The organism is Prochlorococcus sp. MIT 0916, from assembly GCF_047305155.1.
GTDB lineage: Bacteria > Cyanobacteriota > Cyanobacteriia > PCC-6307 > Cyanobiaceae > Prochlorococcus_B.
Window position 1 is genome coordinate 1,217,317 of the sequence record NZ_CP138980.1, and the last position, 15,465, is coordinate 1,232,781.

A 15,465-nucleotide genomic window follows, 5' to 3' on the forward strand; every position below is an offset into this window, starting at 1 on the left:
ATAAGTGGAATTGTGGCAACAAATTAATTCAAAGTTTCTTGCTTAGTATCAATATTTACTTCTCAAAGCAGGTAAAGGATGATGAATAAAACTACCCAAATCCCATCTACAAAGTGCCAATAGAGCTCTACTGCCTCAAATGGGAACTTGTTTTCATTATTCACTCGACCTGATGGGATACGTGTTTGCCACCAGATAATCATTATCATTATTGATCCAAGTGTTACGTGAAGCCCATGAAAGCCAGTTAATGCATAAAAAGTACTTGCAAAAAGGTTGTCAGTTAATCCAAAAGGCAAAGTAAAGTACTCAAACATTTGACTGATTAAAAATGCCACTCCCAATGCTCCTGTTATAAGAAGCCATTTTTGACATTGTTTTGATTCATTTTTTTCTAGAAATTTCCCAGCCCGATGAAAAGTAAAGCTACTAACTAGGAGCAAAACTGTATTTAAAGTTGGTAATGGTAGTTCTAAGTCGTAAATAGCATCAGGACCAATGGGGTTTACAGCTTTGAAGGTTAGATATGCCGCAAAAAATCCTGCAAAAGTCATCCCGTCTGCGATTAAAAAAGCTATTAAGCCAAACAAACGAAAATCTTCATGTTCTTCAATTGAGAGATCTTTCTTGCTTTCTGAGGGTTGCTCTTTTGGAATTATCGATGTCATTTTATTCCCTCCTGAGTTTTATTTGAATCTTTTTCGCCATAGCCATATGGTTCAAGAACGAGTGGTGCTTCTCCCTCCCAATTCTCAACAGGAGGAGGTGAACTTGTTAACCACTCAGGAGTGAGTGCATTCCATGGATTGTCTCCAGCATTATCCCCGTAGAGGATGCTTTGAAGAATATTCCATAAAAAAGGTAAAGTACTTAAAGCCATTAATAATGCACCTACACTACTTATTTGATTGATTAATTGAAATTGTGGATCGTATTCAGCAACCCGTCGAGGCATTCCATTTAAACCTAGCCAGTGTTGAGGAGCAAAACAAAGATTAAAGCCTATAAAAGTAATTATGAAGTGGAATCTTCCAAGATTTTCATTGAGCATCTTCCCTGTAAATTTTGGGAACCAGTGATAAATAGAGGAGAAGATAACAAATACAGAACCTCCATAGACTATGTAGTGAAAATGAGCAACAACAAAATAGGTATCGTGTACATGAACATCAAAAGGTACTTGAGCAAGGGCAACTCCTGTTATTCCACCTAAAACAAAGTTAATAATAAATCCGCAGGAAAATAGCATTGCAGCATTAAGGGATATTTTCCCTCCCCATAAGGTTGCAACCCAATTGAAGAATTTTATACCTGTAGGAACAGCTATAAATGCTGTAGCGATTGTGAAAAATAAGCGCATCCATGGAGGAGTCCCACTAGTAAACATATGATGGGCCCAAACGACTAGGCCTAACACAACTATTCCCATAATTGAGAAGACCATTGTTGTATAGCCAAAAAGTGGTTTTCTACTATGAATTGGAAGTATTTCACTTACTAAACCAAAGGCAGGCAAGACCATGATATAAACAGCAGGATGCGAGTAAAACCAAAAAAGATGTTGATAAACAATTACATTTCCACCAAGACTTGGATTGAAGAAACCGGTATGAGCAACGATGTCAAAGCTTAAAAGTATTAAAGTACCAGCGAGCACTGGAGTTGATAGAACGACAAGAATACTTGTACCAAGCATTGCCCAGCAATACATGGGTAATTGCATTAATTTAAGTCCAGGTCTTCTTAACTTAAGGATGGTAGCGATGAAATTTATACCACCAAAGATTGAGCTTCCACCCAAAAGTAATACACTTAATATCCAAATAATTTGACCGGAGGCTGGAGTCGTAATGCTTAAAGGTGGATATGCTGTCCATCCAGATTGAGCTGCACCATTTATGAAATAGCTTGTTATCAACATCAAACCCGAGGGAGGTATTAGCCAAAAAGCAACTGCATTCAGTCTCGGGAAGGCCATGTCTCTTGCTCCAACGTAAAAAGGTATTAAATAGTTGCCAAAGGCACCATTCACTACAGGTACGATCCATAAGAAAATCATGATCGTGCCATGGAGAGTTAAAACTTGGTTGTAAACCTCTCTAGGCATGAAATCTGAGAGCGGACTAATAAGCTCTACCCTTATTGCTCCAGCTAAAGAACCTCCAATTAAATAAAACAAGAAACCACAAACTAAATATTGAAGACCTATTACTTTATGATCGAGACTAAAACTCAGATATTTTAGCCATCCAGTTGGTTGAAGCTTTTCTGGAGGAGAGTTGCTTGGCTTGAGTGAAATAGTCATAAATTTATATTGATTCTTTAGAGTTTTCTCTTAACCAATTATCAAAGTCTTCTTGTTCATCAACTATTACGTTTGATCTCATCCCACCATGATAAGGGCCACACAATTCTGCGCAAACAATTGGAAAATTACCTGCTTTTGTAGGAGTAAAATTTAAAATTGTTGGTTGGCCTGGAATGACATCTTGCTTAAGTCTGAATTGAGGCACCCAAAAAGCATGTATTACATCTTTAGATTCCATTTTTAAACTAACTTCTCTTCCAACTGGAACATGCAGTTCGCCAGAAATAATATCTCCTTTTGGATAATGAAAGATAAAAGCAAATTGCATTGCAGTTAACTCAATTGGTAATGAGGATGAATTTTTTATAGATGAAGACTCAATTGGCCCTGAACCAATACCCCCCCACACTCTCTCGGCATGATTATCCATTTGATCACTGTGATTATGCATTAAAGGTTGCATGCCACCCATCCGATCATAAATATCGTAGCTATATAAACCTACAAACAAAACAACAATGGCAGGAACTGCTGTCCAGAAAATTTCCAGAGAAATATTACCTTCTAAGTCAATTCCATCACCAGTCTCTCCAGGCCTACGACGAAATTGAATAAGGCTATAAATTACTAAAGCAGTCATACCTATGAAAAGTATGGAGCCAATAATGAATAGGACTCGGTAGAGTTCATCGTAAACAGGTGCATTCATGCTCGCACTCGCGGGAAGCATATCGACGTTGTATGCAATCCATACGCCTGCTACGCCAAGAATTAAACTTGAAGCAAGAGTTAATATGGCCGACAGTTTCGGCAAGAAGATCTCCTTTTCTATTTATAGGTTATGGGCAAAAGTAACTAATGTATCGGCTAATTGTTAATTCAAGATGAATAATTTTTTTTTAAAGAGAATCTTTATGTTGCAGTCCGTTTATTCAGGTGACGTGCACAAACTAATCGCTACGTTGAATTAACAATGATCTTGATTGATTTTTGTATTCGTGCAGATTATTTATCCACCAAAGCCGCGCTTTAGATTAGGTCAGCTTGCTGCTCATGTGGTAGTTGCGCTGATTACTCTTGTAGTGATTGGAGGAGCAACCAGAGTGATGGAGGCTGGTCTCGCTTGCCCAGACTGGCCTCTATGTTTTGGATCGTTTTTGCCTGGTAGGCAAATGAATTTACAAGTCTTCTTGGAATGGTTTCATCGCTTAGATGCCTTCTTTGTTGGGATTGTTTTAATTATTCAATTTATGCTGTCTTTGCGCTGGGCGAAAACTTTACCGAATTGGCTTCCTTGGACCTATGGATCCATAACTTTATTGGTTGCTTTTCAGGGTTTTTTAGGTGCTCTGACAGTGCTGCAACTTTTACCATCTTTAATCGTCATAGCTCATCTGGCAGTTGCATTTACTCTTGTTGCGATCATGAGTGGCGTGACTCAACAATTGCTTAATCCTGGTAAATCAATTTTCCCACTTTGGCTTCGATCTTTTGGATTTTTATCTCTTTTTTCAGTAGTAGCTCAGTCTTTATTAGGTAGTCGGGTGGCAACCTCATGGGCAGCTCAAAGATGCTTAGATTTCGGAGATTCTTGCAATCTCTTAGGACTTCACCAGTTAACTGCAATCCCTGTGAGCTTTTTGGTGATTTTATTCGTAATTGTCTCATCGTTTCAGAGAGATATTTTTATTAATCAATGGCCCTATCTTTTGACGATTATTTTTTTGATTACCACACAAATCTTTTTAGGGGTTTTTTCTATTCATCTAGGGATGAGTGAACCCAGTCTTATTATTGGACATCAACTAATTGCATGCTTGTTAGTGGCGGTTATAGCAGCTTTGAATTTTAAAGGTAGAGGAATTGATGAATCTTCTCAATCACTTTTCATAAATCAATCAACTTTGGAGGCATGTCATGGTTAGTTCTACATCAGATTTGATTTCACAGACTGTCAATCGCGAGGAAATCGTTCCCTCTAGAAAGCGTATTAAACTACCAGCTTGGTTAGAGGTAGCCAAACCAAGATTAATTCCTCTTTTACTTGCTACCACAGTTGGTGGAATGGCTCTTTCGGAGGAATGGCCATTACCCTCACCAAGATTGGCCTGCACTTTGGGTGGAGGAGCTCTTGCCGCAGCAGCAGCAGGAGCTCTTAACTGTTTGTGGGAACAAGATCTTGATAAGCGAATGAAACGTACCAGTAATAGAGCATTGCCTTCTGGTCGCCTTTCTCAGTCATCTGTTTTTATTGGAGCAATTGCTTCTACACTTGCTGCTTCAGCCCTTTTAGTAAGTGGAGTTAACTGCTTAGCAGCAGGACTTACTCTTTTAGGGCTTTGTAGTTATGTTCTCCTGTATACAGCATTCTTAAAACCTAGAACATCTCAAAATATAGTTTTTGGAGGAGTAGCTGGAGCAATTCCTCCTCTTGTAGGGGCTTCCGCCGCAGCAGGACATATTGGATTGGGTGGCTGGTGGCTATTCTCTTTGGTCATGGTTTGGACTCCAGCACATTTTTGGGCTCTGGCCATATTATTAAGAGAGGACTATAGATCTGTTGGGATACCTATGCTTCCAACAGTAAGTGGTCCTTTTGTTACAGCAAAAGCTATATCTGTTTATGGATATCTAACTGTATTTTTAAGTTTTTTAGGATGTTTTGTCTTGCCTGATGGAGGCTTGTTATATGGAATTTTATTACTACCTTATAATTCAAGACTTCTTCAATTGGTTTCCAGATTAAGAGATAATCCAGAGGATTTAGATCGTGCTAAGGGTTTGTTTAGGTGGTCTATTCTTTATATGTTTGGAGTTTGTTTTTTGCTTGTTATTAGTAGATTACAGATGTCAATTATTTTTAATGATCAGTTAATAGCTTTAATTAAAGACTTCTCTACGGGGATTTCTTAAGTCTGTAAAATAAAAATAAAAACTTTATGACCTTGCTCTCTAATATTAATTAGAATTTGTTAGAAGATGTCAGCTTATTTTTTTAGGCAATCTGTTTTTAGATGTTTTTCATCCAACTAAGAGATTTATTTAAGTCTTATGGCCCTATTAGGGCTCTAAATGGCCTCAACCTTAAAGTGCCTAAAGGTTCTTTGTATGGTTTGTTGGGCCCAAACGGAGCGGGCAAAAGTACTGCAATTAGAATCATTTCTACTCTCCTGTCTCCTGATTCTGGGCATGTTGAAGTGGGAGGACATGATGCCTTTTTTGAGGAAAAAGAAATTAGGCGAAGATTGGGTTATGTGGCTCAAGATGTTGCAATCGATAAAATACTCACAGGCAGAGAGTTACTACAACTTCAAGGAGATCTTTATCACCTAGATAGCAAACATAAGAGAAAGAGAATTGACGAATTGATTGAGAGATTAGACATGCATGGATGGATTGATAGAAGATGTGGTTCTTTTTCGGGAGGGATGAAAAGGAGACTTGACCTCGCTTCAGGGTTGTTGCATGAACCAGAATTATTGATTCTTGATGAACCTACTGTTGGCTTGGATATAGAAAGTCGATCAGTTATTTGGGGATTATTGAAGGAACTAAGAAATAAGGACACCACAATTCTTTTAAGCAGTCATTATCTCGAGGAAGTAGATGAATTAGCAGATGAGATGGCTATTATTGATAAAGGAAAAGTCATTGCTAGTGGAAAACCAGAAGATTTGAAAAAAGAACTTGGTGGAGATAGAGTTACACTTAGGGTGCGAGAGTTCAGTGATGAAGTAGAGGCTGAATCTGTAAGGAAATTAATTAAAAATATCAACGGAGTATCAAATGTAGTAGTGAATCAACAACAAGGATATTCTTTAAATTTTTTAGTCCAAAGTAATGATGTTATCTCAAATTTGTCGAGTCATCTTACAAAAGAAAATTTTGAAGTTTTTGCACTTTCACACAGTCGGCCAAGTTTAGATGATGTGTATTTGCAAGCGACTGGAAAAACCCTTATGGACGCTGAATTAGAACTTGCTGGGAAAAGAGACTTTAAACTTGAGAATAAGAAATCGATGCGTTAACTGATTGTATTACTCCTGAATTATTAAAAAAATGATTACTACTAATCCATCAATTCCCAAGGAAAAGCAATCTAGAAATGATTTTAATGAAATGTTGCAAGAGATTTCTGCCTTAACATGGAGGCTTTTTATTCAATTAATTCGAAGACCTTCTACATTATTTGCAGGAATTCTTCAGCCTTTGATATGGCTTTTGCTTTTTGCAGCGTTATTCTCTAATGCTCCAATAGATTTTTTGCCTGGGAGTAGTAGCTATGGAGAATTTCTTGGCGCAGGTTTAATAGTCTTTACTGCTTTTAGTGGTGCTCTTAATGCTGGACTCCCTGTGATGTTTGACAGAGAATTTGGTTTTCTTAATCGATTATTAGTTGCTCCATTAACTAGTAGGAGTTCAATCGTAATTTCTTCAGTAATCTACATAACTACTATTAGTCTTTTGCAGAGTTTTGCAATAATGGCAACATCTGCTCTTTTGGGTTATGGCTGGCCAAGCCTGGGAGGGTTCCTTCTGATAGCAATAACCTTGTTGTTATTAGTATTTGCAGTAACTGGTTTAAGTCTTGGATTGGCCTTTGTATTGCCGGGACACATAGAGCTAATTGCAATTATCTTCATAGCTAATCTACCTGTTCTTTTCGCTAGCACAGCATTGGCCCCCATCTCTTTTATGCCTGAATGGCTTGGATGGATAGCATCGATTAATCCATTAACATTTGCGATTGAACCAATACGAATGGCATATCACAATTCTGTAGACCTGAATGTGGTTTTAATTAATGCTCCTTATGGAGAAGTCAATGGGTATTCTTGCCTGGCAGTTTTATGTATTCTTACAATTGCATTGTTTTTTCTTATCAGACCTCTTTTAAATCGCAAACTTGCTTGATAATCTTATTTTAGCGATTAAGAAGAACCTTGGAGCCTAGAAAGTATCATCTACAAAAACAAATCATAGAAGCTCTAAAGGCCAATGATAGTGATCTATATTCTCTCCTAAAATCTCAATGGGCACATCGTTTTGGAGTAGAAAGCTTAGAAGAATTGAAAAATATAGATTTAAACAAGTTGAATCAAAATACAAATAATTTAAATAATCAAAAAATAGATCAATCACAAAAAAATTCTTTCGAGGATGATGAAGCAATTCATATGGAATATGATGATACTCAGGAAAAAGAAATCACAACCAAAGAATTTGAGACAATTAAGGATGAAAATGATGAATCGTTTAAAATTAAATCTTATAAAATTGCAGATAAAGAAAATAATGAAAACAAAGCTATAAATCCTGTGAAAGACAATAAAATTAGATCTGAAATTAAAGCTTTGATACCTTTACCTCCTAAGCCCAAATATAGTTATCTTAAGAAGTGGTTGTTGAGGAAATAAGCTTTAAATTTTATATTGATTTTCGTTGATTTGAGAGTGTAGATCTTCTCTCTTCCTTACATCATTCCTGGCATACCCATACCACCCATACCACCCATACCACCCATACCACCCATACCACCCATACCACCCATACCACCCATTGGGTCTCCTCCTTCAGCGCCTGGGCTTGAAGGTGGCTCAGGTTTGTCTGCAATAACAACTTCAGTTGTTATTAAAAGTGAGGCTATTGAGACAGCATCTTGAAGAGCAAGCCGTATTACCTTTGAAGCATCCAATATTCCTGCTTCAAGCAAATCCACATACTCTCCAGTTTGTGCATTGAAGCCTTTACCTAATCTCTTGATATCTGAAACAACAACATCACCGTTAAATCCTGCATTTATAGCTATCTGTTTTGTTGGAGCGGTCAAAGCTCTTTTGATAATTTCAACTCCGGTCCTTTGATCACCTTCTAGCTTCTTAGATAAATCTTCAAGTCCTTCACTTAGTTCTAAAAGAGTCGTTCCTCCACCTGCAACAATACCCTCTTCAATAGCTGCACGAGTTGCATTAAGGGCATCTTCAATTCTGAGTTTTCTGTTCTTCAACTCAGTTTCAGTGGGAGCACCAACTTTAATTACGGCTACACCTCCTGCGAGCTTAGCTATTCTTTCGTTTAACTTTTCTTGGTCATACTCAGAATCGGTTTCATCAAGTTCTCTCTTGATTGAGGCGATTCGATTAGATAATTCATTATTTTGATTCTCATTTGCAACAATTGTTGTGGTGTCCTTTGTAATTGTTACTCTTCTTGCTTGACCTAGATCAGAAATTTGAACTTTCTCAAGACTCATGGCTTTGTCTTCGCTAATTAAGGTGCCGCCAGTTAGCACAGCAATATCTCCTAGAGCAGCTTTTCTCCTCTCGCCAAATGAGGGAGCTCTAACTGCTGCTACTTGTAAAACTCCTCGGTTTTTGTTTACTACTAGTGTCGCTAATGCTTCACCCTCTACTTCTTCGGCAAGAATTATTAATGGTGTTCCATTTTTTTGAACAGTTTCCAGAACTGGAATGAGATCGGCAATGGATGAAATTTTTTTGTCAGTGATTAAAATAGATGGATTTTCAAATTCACAAATTAATCTATCTTCATCAGTAACAAAATATGGTGAACTATAACCTCTGTCAAATGCCATCCCCTCAGTGATATCAAGCTCAGTAGCTAAAGATTTTGATTCTTCAACTGTTATTACTCCATCAAAACTTACCTTGTCTATTGCATCTGCAATCATAGAACCGATTTCCTCGTCTCCACCCGCACTGACTGTCGCAACTTGTTTAATAGCATCACCGCTGACTGATTTGCTTTTTGTCTTGAGATTATCAACGATTTGAGCTACAGCCTTTTCCATTCCCCTTCTTAATTCGATTGGGCTTGCTCCAGCTGCTGTATTTCTCAATCCTTCTTGAACCATGAATTGAGCTAGAACTGTTGCAGTGGTTGTGCCATCTCCAGCTTTTTCCTTTGTTTTTGATGCAACTTGTTCAATGAGCTTTGCTCCTATGTTCTCAAATGGATCTTCAAGATCTATTTCTTTAGCAATAGTTACTCCATCATTAACTATATCTGGGGCACCAAACTTTTTTTCAATAACAACATTTCTACCCTTAGGGCCAATTGTAACTTTTAGTGCATTGGCTAAGTTGTTTACTCCTTTTTCTAGAGCACCACGTGATTCGTCTGAAAAACTTAGAAGTTTTGCCATATTTGATTTGAATTAAACTTAATCTCCCACAGGAATCACACATTAGGGGAGGGTAAAGAAGTGGGGAAAGCCGAATCGTAATTCACAAAATTTTCCCAATTTTTGCAGAAGGTAGTTAGTGTCAACATATGAATGATCCTGGGGCTTTATTTTTTATTCTCATGGCTGGCTTGGCCGGGACTATGACTTTGATTTATTTTCCTTTGAGGATATTTCTTACAGCTACGGCAAGAAGCAGAAGATTAAAATTATTGCAACGAATTAGAAGATTGAGAGATGAACTAGGACAGCCGATTCAAAATTGATAGCTGTTCAACTCATAACCATCCCACCATCAACTTGAATTGTCTGACCGGTTATGTACGCGGCTGACGGATCTGCTGCTAAAAATCTCACTGCTCCTGCAACATCCTCAGGGTTCCCAAATCTTCCAAGCGGAATTGCAGAGAGGATTGATTCGCTGTTCAGATCTTTTGTCATATCTGTTGAAATAAAACCTGGAGCAACTGCATTTACAGTAATCCCTCTGCTTGCAAATTCTTTTGCAGCACTTTGTGTAAGACCTACCACTCCTGCTTTTGCTGCAGAATAATTTGCTTGGCCGGGGTTACCCATTAACCCGACGACAGAAGTTATGTTGATAATTCTTCCTTTTTTTTGTTTCAACATCTGCCTAGAGACCGCTCTTGTGCAATAAAAAACACCACTCAAATTAAGGTCTAAGACTTTCTGCCAATCGTCAGTTTTCATTCTCATTAGAAGCCCATCTTTAGTTATCCCTGCGTTATTTACCAAAACATCGATTGTATTATTTTTTTCCAATACTGTTTTTATTAATTCATTCACCGAGTTTTCATTAGAGATATCAGCTTGAAGAGGGTATGCCTTGCCTCCAAAGGAGTTTATTTCTGATACGACTTTATTTGCATTTTCCAAAGATGAAGAATAATTGATGATTACTTCTGCCCCTTCCTTTGCTAAAAAAATTGAAATAGCCTTGCCAATGCCCCTGCTGGCTCCAGTTACAATTGCAGTCTGACCTTCAAGTGATTTTGAAAATGTCATAGTTTTATGATGTTTAAATCGTTAAAATCGAAAACTTATTTTATTTAACTTACTATTGAGCCACTTGATTTTTGAAAAGAGTTTAAGTCAACCAGTAAAAATAGTTATTTTTACTGGTCGAATATATTAAATGAAGAATCAATAGAGAGGGATCCGGTTGTGCATTTGTTAATTGCTGCTGCAGGAAGTGGAAGTCGGATGGGTGCAGATAGAAATAAACTTCTTTTGAATGTTGCAGGCAAGACAGTTCTTGAGTGGACTTTGAAAGCAGCGTTCGACTCTAAAACAATTACATGGATTGGAATTATTGGACAACCGAAAGACAAAAACTCGATATGTTCAATTTTTGATGACTCATCGAAGTCAGTTGAATGGATCAATGGGGGATTAACAAGACAACAGTCAGTTCAGATGGGATTAGCTGCCCTCCCAAATGATGCTAAATATGTGCTGATTCATGATGGAGCAAGATGCTTGGTAAGATCATGCGTTTTTGATGAAATCTCAAAGATTGTTTCCAAGGGGCAGGCTGTTATTGCTGCGTCACAAGTAACGGACACCATTAAAAAGGTTGATAAAGATGGTGAGATTATTGAGAGCCCTCCTCGCTCACATCTATGGTCGGCTCAGACACCCCAGGGCTTTCCCGTTGATAAACTGAAGCATGCTCATAGTGAAGCAATCGCAAAAGGATGGAATGTAACCGATGATGCATCCTTATTTGAACGCTTAGGGTTGCCAGTAAAAATATTTGATGCTGGGCCTTCTAATATTAAAGTGACAACTCCATTTGATCTTGTAATTGCAGAGTCTTTATTGTCTACTTCACAAGACTAAGACTTCCTTTGTCGCCATTTAAGATGGCTTGACTACCTAGTGGAAGTGATGCATTCCCGCAACAGTGTCCAATGGGCAAATTTGAAACAATTGGAATTTTAAGGTCTTGTGTTCGATCTTTGAAAATATCAAGAAGCTTAAACGTTTTTGCTTTATCGACGTTCTTCTCGTTATCACAATAATTAAATGAGCCAAAACCTAAGCCTGATATCTGTTGTAGGATTCCGGCCAATCTTAAGTGAGTTAACATTCTGTCAATTCTGTAGGGAGCTTCTCCAATGTCTTCGATGATTAAAATTGATTTTTTAAAACTTGGTAGATGTTGAGTACCAATTAAGTGAGTTAATACACTGAGGTTGCCAACTATGAGCGGTCCCTTCGAGATACCTCCTCCCCATGGGTCTCCAAAAATATCTGGTACAGAATTGCCAAATAAAATTGATTTAAGCCTGTCTTTACTCCAGTCTGGCTCGGCTCCCAAAGTTGTAACAAGTGGACCATGAACTCCTCCCTGAAATCCACCTGCTAGCCGTGCAAGAAGTATTGAAGTTAAATCAGAAAAACCCATCATCCAGCCTTCTTTCCATGGTTGTTTTTTTTCAAGTAATCTCGCCGACCCCCACCCTCCTCTAGCAAAAGCTAAGAGAGGGTAATCATTATTTGAGTGTAATTCATTAAATCTAATTTCATCATTACCTGCCAAATACCCCCATGACCTATCTACTGCATAGTTATCGTTGCATAATAAACCCCACTCCTGAAGTACTTTTATTCCAGCTTCAAGATCTTCTTTTTTACTTATTGGCGAACTTACAGCAACTATTTGGAAAAGGTCGCCTTTTTTTAGTGGCTCAGTCATTTGTGAATTTTACTAAAGACATTGTTTAAACAAGTCTGCTTAACACCATTCCAAGCAGTAATAAACTGCCAATTCGCACTTGATTGATGAAATGCAAACCTGAAGCCTTAACACCTTTTGATCTTGAATTTAATAAGAGAACTTCTCTTTGCATTCCTAAAGTGGATACCAACCAAAAAGGCCAATACGTTAATCCTAAATTTGCTTTAAAAGCAGCAAGAGCTAGAAGGAAACTGGTTGCAAAGTAGCAAAAAGAAACTGTTTTTATTGACTTTCCTCCAAGACTGATTGCGCTGCTGTTTAGACCAATTACTTTGTCATCAATCTCATCGGCCATGGCATAAACAGTATCAAAGCCAAAAGTCCAAAATATTGTTGCAAGCCAACAAAATAATAATGTTCCTCCTCCTGCTAATGAAGATTCGCTTGCTGCCCAGGGAATTAGAACGGAAAACCCCCAGCAAATAGAAAGAAAAAGTTGAGGAAATTTAAACCATCTTTTTGCTGATGGATATAAAAGAATAAAAGGTAAGGATAACGTTGCAAGAAGAAGGCATAAATTTCTACTTTCTGTTGGGATAGCAAGAGCTATAGAAAGACTAAAAAACAACATAACAATTAGTAGTATCCATGCAGTCTTTAGAGATACGTTGCCATTCGCTAAAGGCCTTTCCTTGGTTCTTATTACTTTCTTGTCAAATTTTCTGTCCCAAATATCATTAGCAATACACCCTGCACCACTTACAAATAATCCACCTAAAATTATTATCCCCAAAACGAATAGAGAGGGAGGGGCTGCAGGAGTTAACCAAAGAGACCAGCCAGCAGGAACTAGAAGTATCAATCTTCCGCTTGGTTTGTTCCATCTGAGAAGTTGAAAATAATATCTCATTTTTTGGGGAAGAAGATTATTCACGAAAATTCAAATTGATAATGATTTATAAGGTTTTCTCAATGGGGTGCTGATGATGTCAGAGTATTGAGGTTCAACCTACTCATTTATGTTAGGGGACTCAATAAATAATTTTTCTCAAAGTGATTCTATTGAATTGGATCTTGTAGAAAAGCAAGATGCTGAATTATGTCGCGTAGCAACAATTGATATTGGCACCAACTCAACTCATCTTTTAATTGCAAAGCTTGAGCGAAAATTAAATACTTTTAGTATTGAGCTTGCAGAGAAATCTACAACACGACTAGGAGAAAGAGATCCTAGTACGGGAGAACTTACGTCCCTTGCAATGAATAGGGCTTTTTCAACATTAAAGAGGTTTAAGGATTTATCTGAAAGTTATAAAGTTGAGAGTCTTATTATTGCCGCTACAAGTGCGGTTAGGGAAGCACCTAATGGAAAAATATTTATTTCTGAAATAAAAAAGAAGATAGGCTTAGATGTTGAATTGATAAGTGGAGCGGAAGAAGCAAGATTGATTTATTTAGGTGTGCTTTCGGGGATGCAATTTGGAAATAAACCTCATTTGGTTCTTGATATTGGAGGAGGTTCGACAGAATTAATCCTTGCTGATAGTTCTGAGGCGCGAGCATTAACAAGTACAAAGATTGGAGCAGTAAGATTACAAAGAGAATTTATTAAAAAAGATCCAATATCCTCTCAAAATGAATTGTTTTTAAGGTCATTTATCAGAGGCTCTATGGAGTCTGCGATTGATAAAGTTTCTAATAGGATTGAAGTAGGCGAAATACCAGTTTTAGTTGCAACTAGTGGAACTGCAATGGCTATTGGGTCGTTAATATCTAACAAAGAAAATCATATTCAATCAAAATTACAAGGATATAAAATCACAAAAAATAATTTGGATGAAATTGTTAGTCAATTAATAAAAATGACACCTTCTGAACGAAGTCAATTATCCTCATTAAGTGAAAGAAGATCTGAGATTATTGTTCCAGGTGCTTTGATTTTGCAAACCATAATGAATATGGTTAATGTTAATGAAATTATTTTAAGCGAAAGAGCTCTGCGGGAAGGATTAGTTGTTGATTGGATGTGTCGAAATAATTATTTAAAAGATCAGTTGAGCTTTCAAGGATCAATAAGAGAAAGAACAGTTATTCATCAATCAAAAAGATTTGGTGTTAATTCAAAAAGATCAAAAAGAGTATCAGAATTTGCTCTTACTTTTTATGATCAGACTAGGGGGATTTTGCATAATGATAATGGTGAAGGTAGAGATCTTTTGTGGGCAGCAGCTAAGCTTCATGCCTGTGGAAAACATATAAATATAAGTGCCTATCATAAGCATTCGTGGTATTTAATTAAAAATGGAGAGCTCTTAGGCTATTCTCAAAGTGAGCATTTAATGGTCGCTGCTATTGCAAGGTATCACAGGAAAAGTTTCCCAAAAAAAAGACATGAATCTTGGCAATTACTGGTGAATGAAAGTCAACGAAGTTTGGTAAATGAAATGTCTTTACTTCTTCGCCTTTCATGCGCTTTGGATAGAAGGCCAGAACCTTTAATATCAAAGATAGTGATTGAAGCTAATAATAAAAAAATTAATATAGAGCTGATTCCTAATGACTTAGGCCAAAATTTAGATCTTGAGAGATGGAGCTTAACTAAGGCAATTTTACTAATTAAGACAATTAAGGATGTTGATATAAATATCCTTTAAGAAGATATCTTTTTGTCTAATAAAAAGATATCACTTCGCTGAGGATTAATCGAATCATTTTGCAATTTTTGAATATATTTTAATAGCATAATTGAAGCAAGTAATCCTAAAGTACCCGATAAAATTACAATGCTAAATGGATTAAAATTTCTACTTTTTCTAGTATTTTTCTTCTTAATCACTGGGCTAGGTTTGGACTCATTGTTTCTCTTTTTATTGAGCTCTTCAAGAATAAAACTTGTATCTAAGTTTAATTTCTCGGCTATTCTTCGAACCATTGCTCTTATAAAAACTTCTTCGGGAAGTGCGCTTTCATCTCCTGATTCAAGTGCAATCAATTGTTCTTTCCCAATTCTGAGTGAGGAGGATAGATCCTCTACTGAAAGATTTCTAGCTTGTCGAGCTTCTCTCAGAAACTCACCAACAGTTCGTAATGCAGATTTTTTATTTGCGACTTGATTAGTATCGCTTTTTCTTTCTTCACTTTTTTTCAATTAAACCCTTTTGTGTACCAAGTATATTCTAAAGGCTCTGTAAAGTCGTTTGTCTCTAAAAGATAATTTATCTTTAGCTTTAATGATAGTTATAATATATT

The 15,465-nt window shown here is 37.1% G+C and carries 16 protein-coding genes; 8 read left to right on the plus strand and 8 right to left on the minus strand.

Annotated features, from left to right (window positions below; all coding sequences use genetic code 11):
- Nucleotides 1-62: 62 nt before the first annotated feature.
- From SIB53_RS06355 to SIB53_RS06365, 3 genes are read right to left on the minus strand one after another with little or no spacing between them, the layout of a single operon-like run.
- A complete protein-coding gene (locus SIB53_RS06355; protein ID WP_413677425.1) occupies nt 63-668 on the minus strand; it encodes a heme-copper oxidase subunit III in 606 nt (201 codons plus the stop codon).
- Nucleotides 665-2,305 carry a cytochrome c oxidase subunit I gene (gene ctaD / locus SIB53_RS06360; protein ID WP_413677426.1) on the minus strand — a complete coding sequence of 547 codons (1,641 nt, stop codon included), beginning with the start codon at nt 2,303-2,305 and terminating at the stop codon, nt 665-667. The genes SIB53_RS06355 and ctaD overlap by 4 nt, the downstream gene beginning before the upstream one ends.
- 4 nt (nt 2,306-2,309) lie before the next feature.
- Entirely contained in the window at nt 2,310-3,122 is an 813-nt protein-coding gene (locus tag SIB53_RS06365; RefSeq protein ID WP_413677427.1) for a cytochrome c oxidase subunit II, read from the minus strand.
- A 184-nt stretch (nt 3,123-3,306) separates the two neighbouring features.
- Here SIB53_RS06365 and SIB53_RS06370 point away from each other — a divergent pair, with 184 nt between their 5' ends.
- The 5 genes from SIB53_RS06370 (at nt 3,307) to SIB53_RS06390 (ending at nt 7,725) form a co-directional block, all read left to right on the plus strand.
- Complete coding sequence (locus SIB53_RS06370; RefSeq protein ID WP_413677428.1) at nt 3,307-4,233, plus strand: COX15/CtaA family protein; 927 nt, start codon at nt 3,307-3,309, stop codon at nt 4,231-4,233.
- Nucleotides 4,226-5,221 (plus strand): heme o synthase, encoded by a 996-nt coding sequence (locus tag SIB53_RS06375; RefSeq protein ID WP_413677429.1) that lies wholly within the window; start codon nt 4,226-4,228, stop codon nt 5,219-5,221. The genes SIB53_RS06370 and SIB53_RS06375 overlap by 8 nt, the downstream gene beginning before the upstream one ends.
- 101 nt (nt 5,222-5,322) lie before the next feature.
- Nucleotides 5,323-6,336 (plus strand): ATP-binding cassette domain-containing protein, encoded by a 1,014-nt coding sequence (locus tag SIB53_RS06380; RefSeq protein ID WP_413677430.1) that lies wholly within the window; start codon nt 5,323-5,325, stop codon nt 6,334-6,336.
- A gap of 31 nt (nt 6,337-6,367) precedes the next feature.
- Entirely contained in the window at nt 6,368-7,222 is an 855-nt protein-coding gene (locus tag SIB53_RS06385; RefSeq protein WP_413677431.1) for an ABC transporter permease, read from the plus strand.
- 155 nt (nt 7,223-7,377) lie between these two features.
- Nucleotides 7,378-7,725: a hypothetical protein gene (locus SIB53_RS06390; RefSeq protein WP_413677432.1), complete on the plus strand. Its 348-nt coding sequence runs from the start codon at nt 7,378-7,380 to the stop codon at nt 7,723-7,725.
- 56 nt (nt 7,726-7,781) lie between these two features.
- On the opposite strand, the gene groL is transcribed toward SIB53_RS06390, so the two are convergent.
- Complete coding sequence (gene groL, locus SIB53_RS06395) at nt 7,782-9,473, minus strand: chaperonin GroEL (protein WP_413677433.1); 1,692 nt, start codon at nt 9,471-9,473, stop codon at nt 7,782-7,784.
- Nucleotides 9,474-9,601: 128 nt separating this feature from the next.
- Between groL and SIB53_RS06400 the strand changes: the two genes are divergently transcribed.
- Nucleotides 9,602-9,778: a hypothetical protein gene (locus SIB53_RS06400; RefSeq protein ID WP_158466132.1), complete on the plus strand. Its 177-nt coding sequence runs from the start codon at nt 9,602-9,604 to the stop codon at nt 9,776-9,778.
- A 7-nt stretch (nt 9,779-9,785) separates the two neighbouring features.
- Here the strand turns inward: SIB53_RS06400 and fabG are convergent, their stop codons facing one another.
- On the minus strand, nt 9,786-10,538 hold the full coding sequence (gene fabG / locus SIB53_RS06405; protein WP_413677434.1) for a 3-oxoacyl-[acyl-carrier-protein] reductase: 753 nt from the start codon (nt 10,536-10,538) through the stop codon (nt 9,786-9,788).
- Between the two features lie 159 nt (nt 10,539-10,697).
- On the opposite strand from fabG, the gene ispD reads away from it, so the two are divergent.
- Nucleotides 10,698-11,375 (plus strand): 2-C-methyl-D-erythritol 4-phosphate cytidylyltransferase, encoded by a 678-nt coding sequence (gene ispD / locus SIB53_RS06410; protein WP_413677435.1) that lies wholly within the window; start codon nt 10,698-10,700, stop codon nt 11,373-11,375.
- Here ispD and SIB53_RS06415 read toward each other — a convergent pair.
- A complete protein-coding gene (locus SIB53_RS06415) occupies nt 11,359-12,234 on the minus strand; it encodes an LD-carboxypeptidase (RefSeq protein WP_413677436.1) in 876 nt (291 codons plus the stop codon). The genes ispD and SIB53_RS06415 overlap by 17 nt on opposite strands.
- A 25-nt stretch (nt 12,235-12,259) precedes the next feature.
- A complete protein-coding gene (locus SIB53_RS06420) occupies nt 12,260-13,126 on the minus strand; it encodes a 4-hydroxybenzoate polyprenyltransferase (protein ID WP_413679129.1) in 867 nt (288 codons plus the stop codon).
- Nucleotides 13,127-13,235: 109 nt separating this feature from the next.
- On the opposite strand from SIB53_RS06420, the gene SIB53_RS06425 reads away from it, so the two are divergent.
- The gene (locus tag SIB53_RS06425; protein WP_413677437.1) at nt 13,236-14,870 is read left to right on the plus strand and encodes a Ppx/GppA phosphatase family protein; all 1,635 of its coding nucleotides are present in this window, start codon (nt 13,236-13,238) and stop codon (nt 14,868-14,870) included.
- On the opposite strand, the gene SIB53_RS06430 is transcribed toward SIB53_RS06425, so the two are convergent.
- Entirely contained in the window at nt 14,867-15,364 is a 498-nt protein-coding gene (locus SIB53_RS06430; RefSeq protein WP_413677438.1) for a helix-turn-helix domain-containing protein, read from the minus strand. The genes SIB53_RS06425 and SIB53_RS06430 overlap by 4 nt on opposite strands.
- Nucleotides 15,365-15,465: the final 101 nt, after the last annotated feature.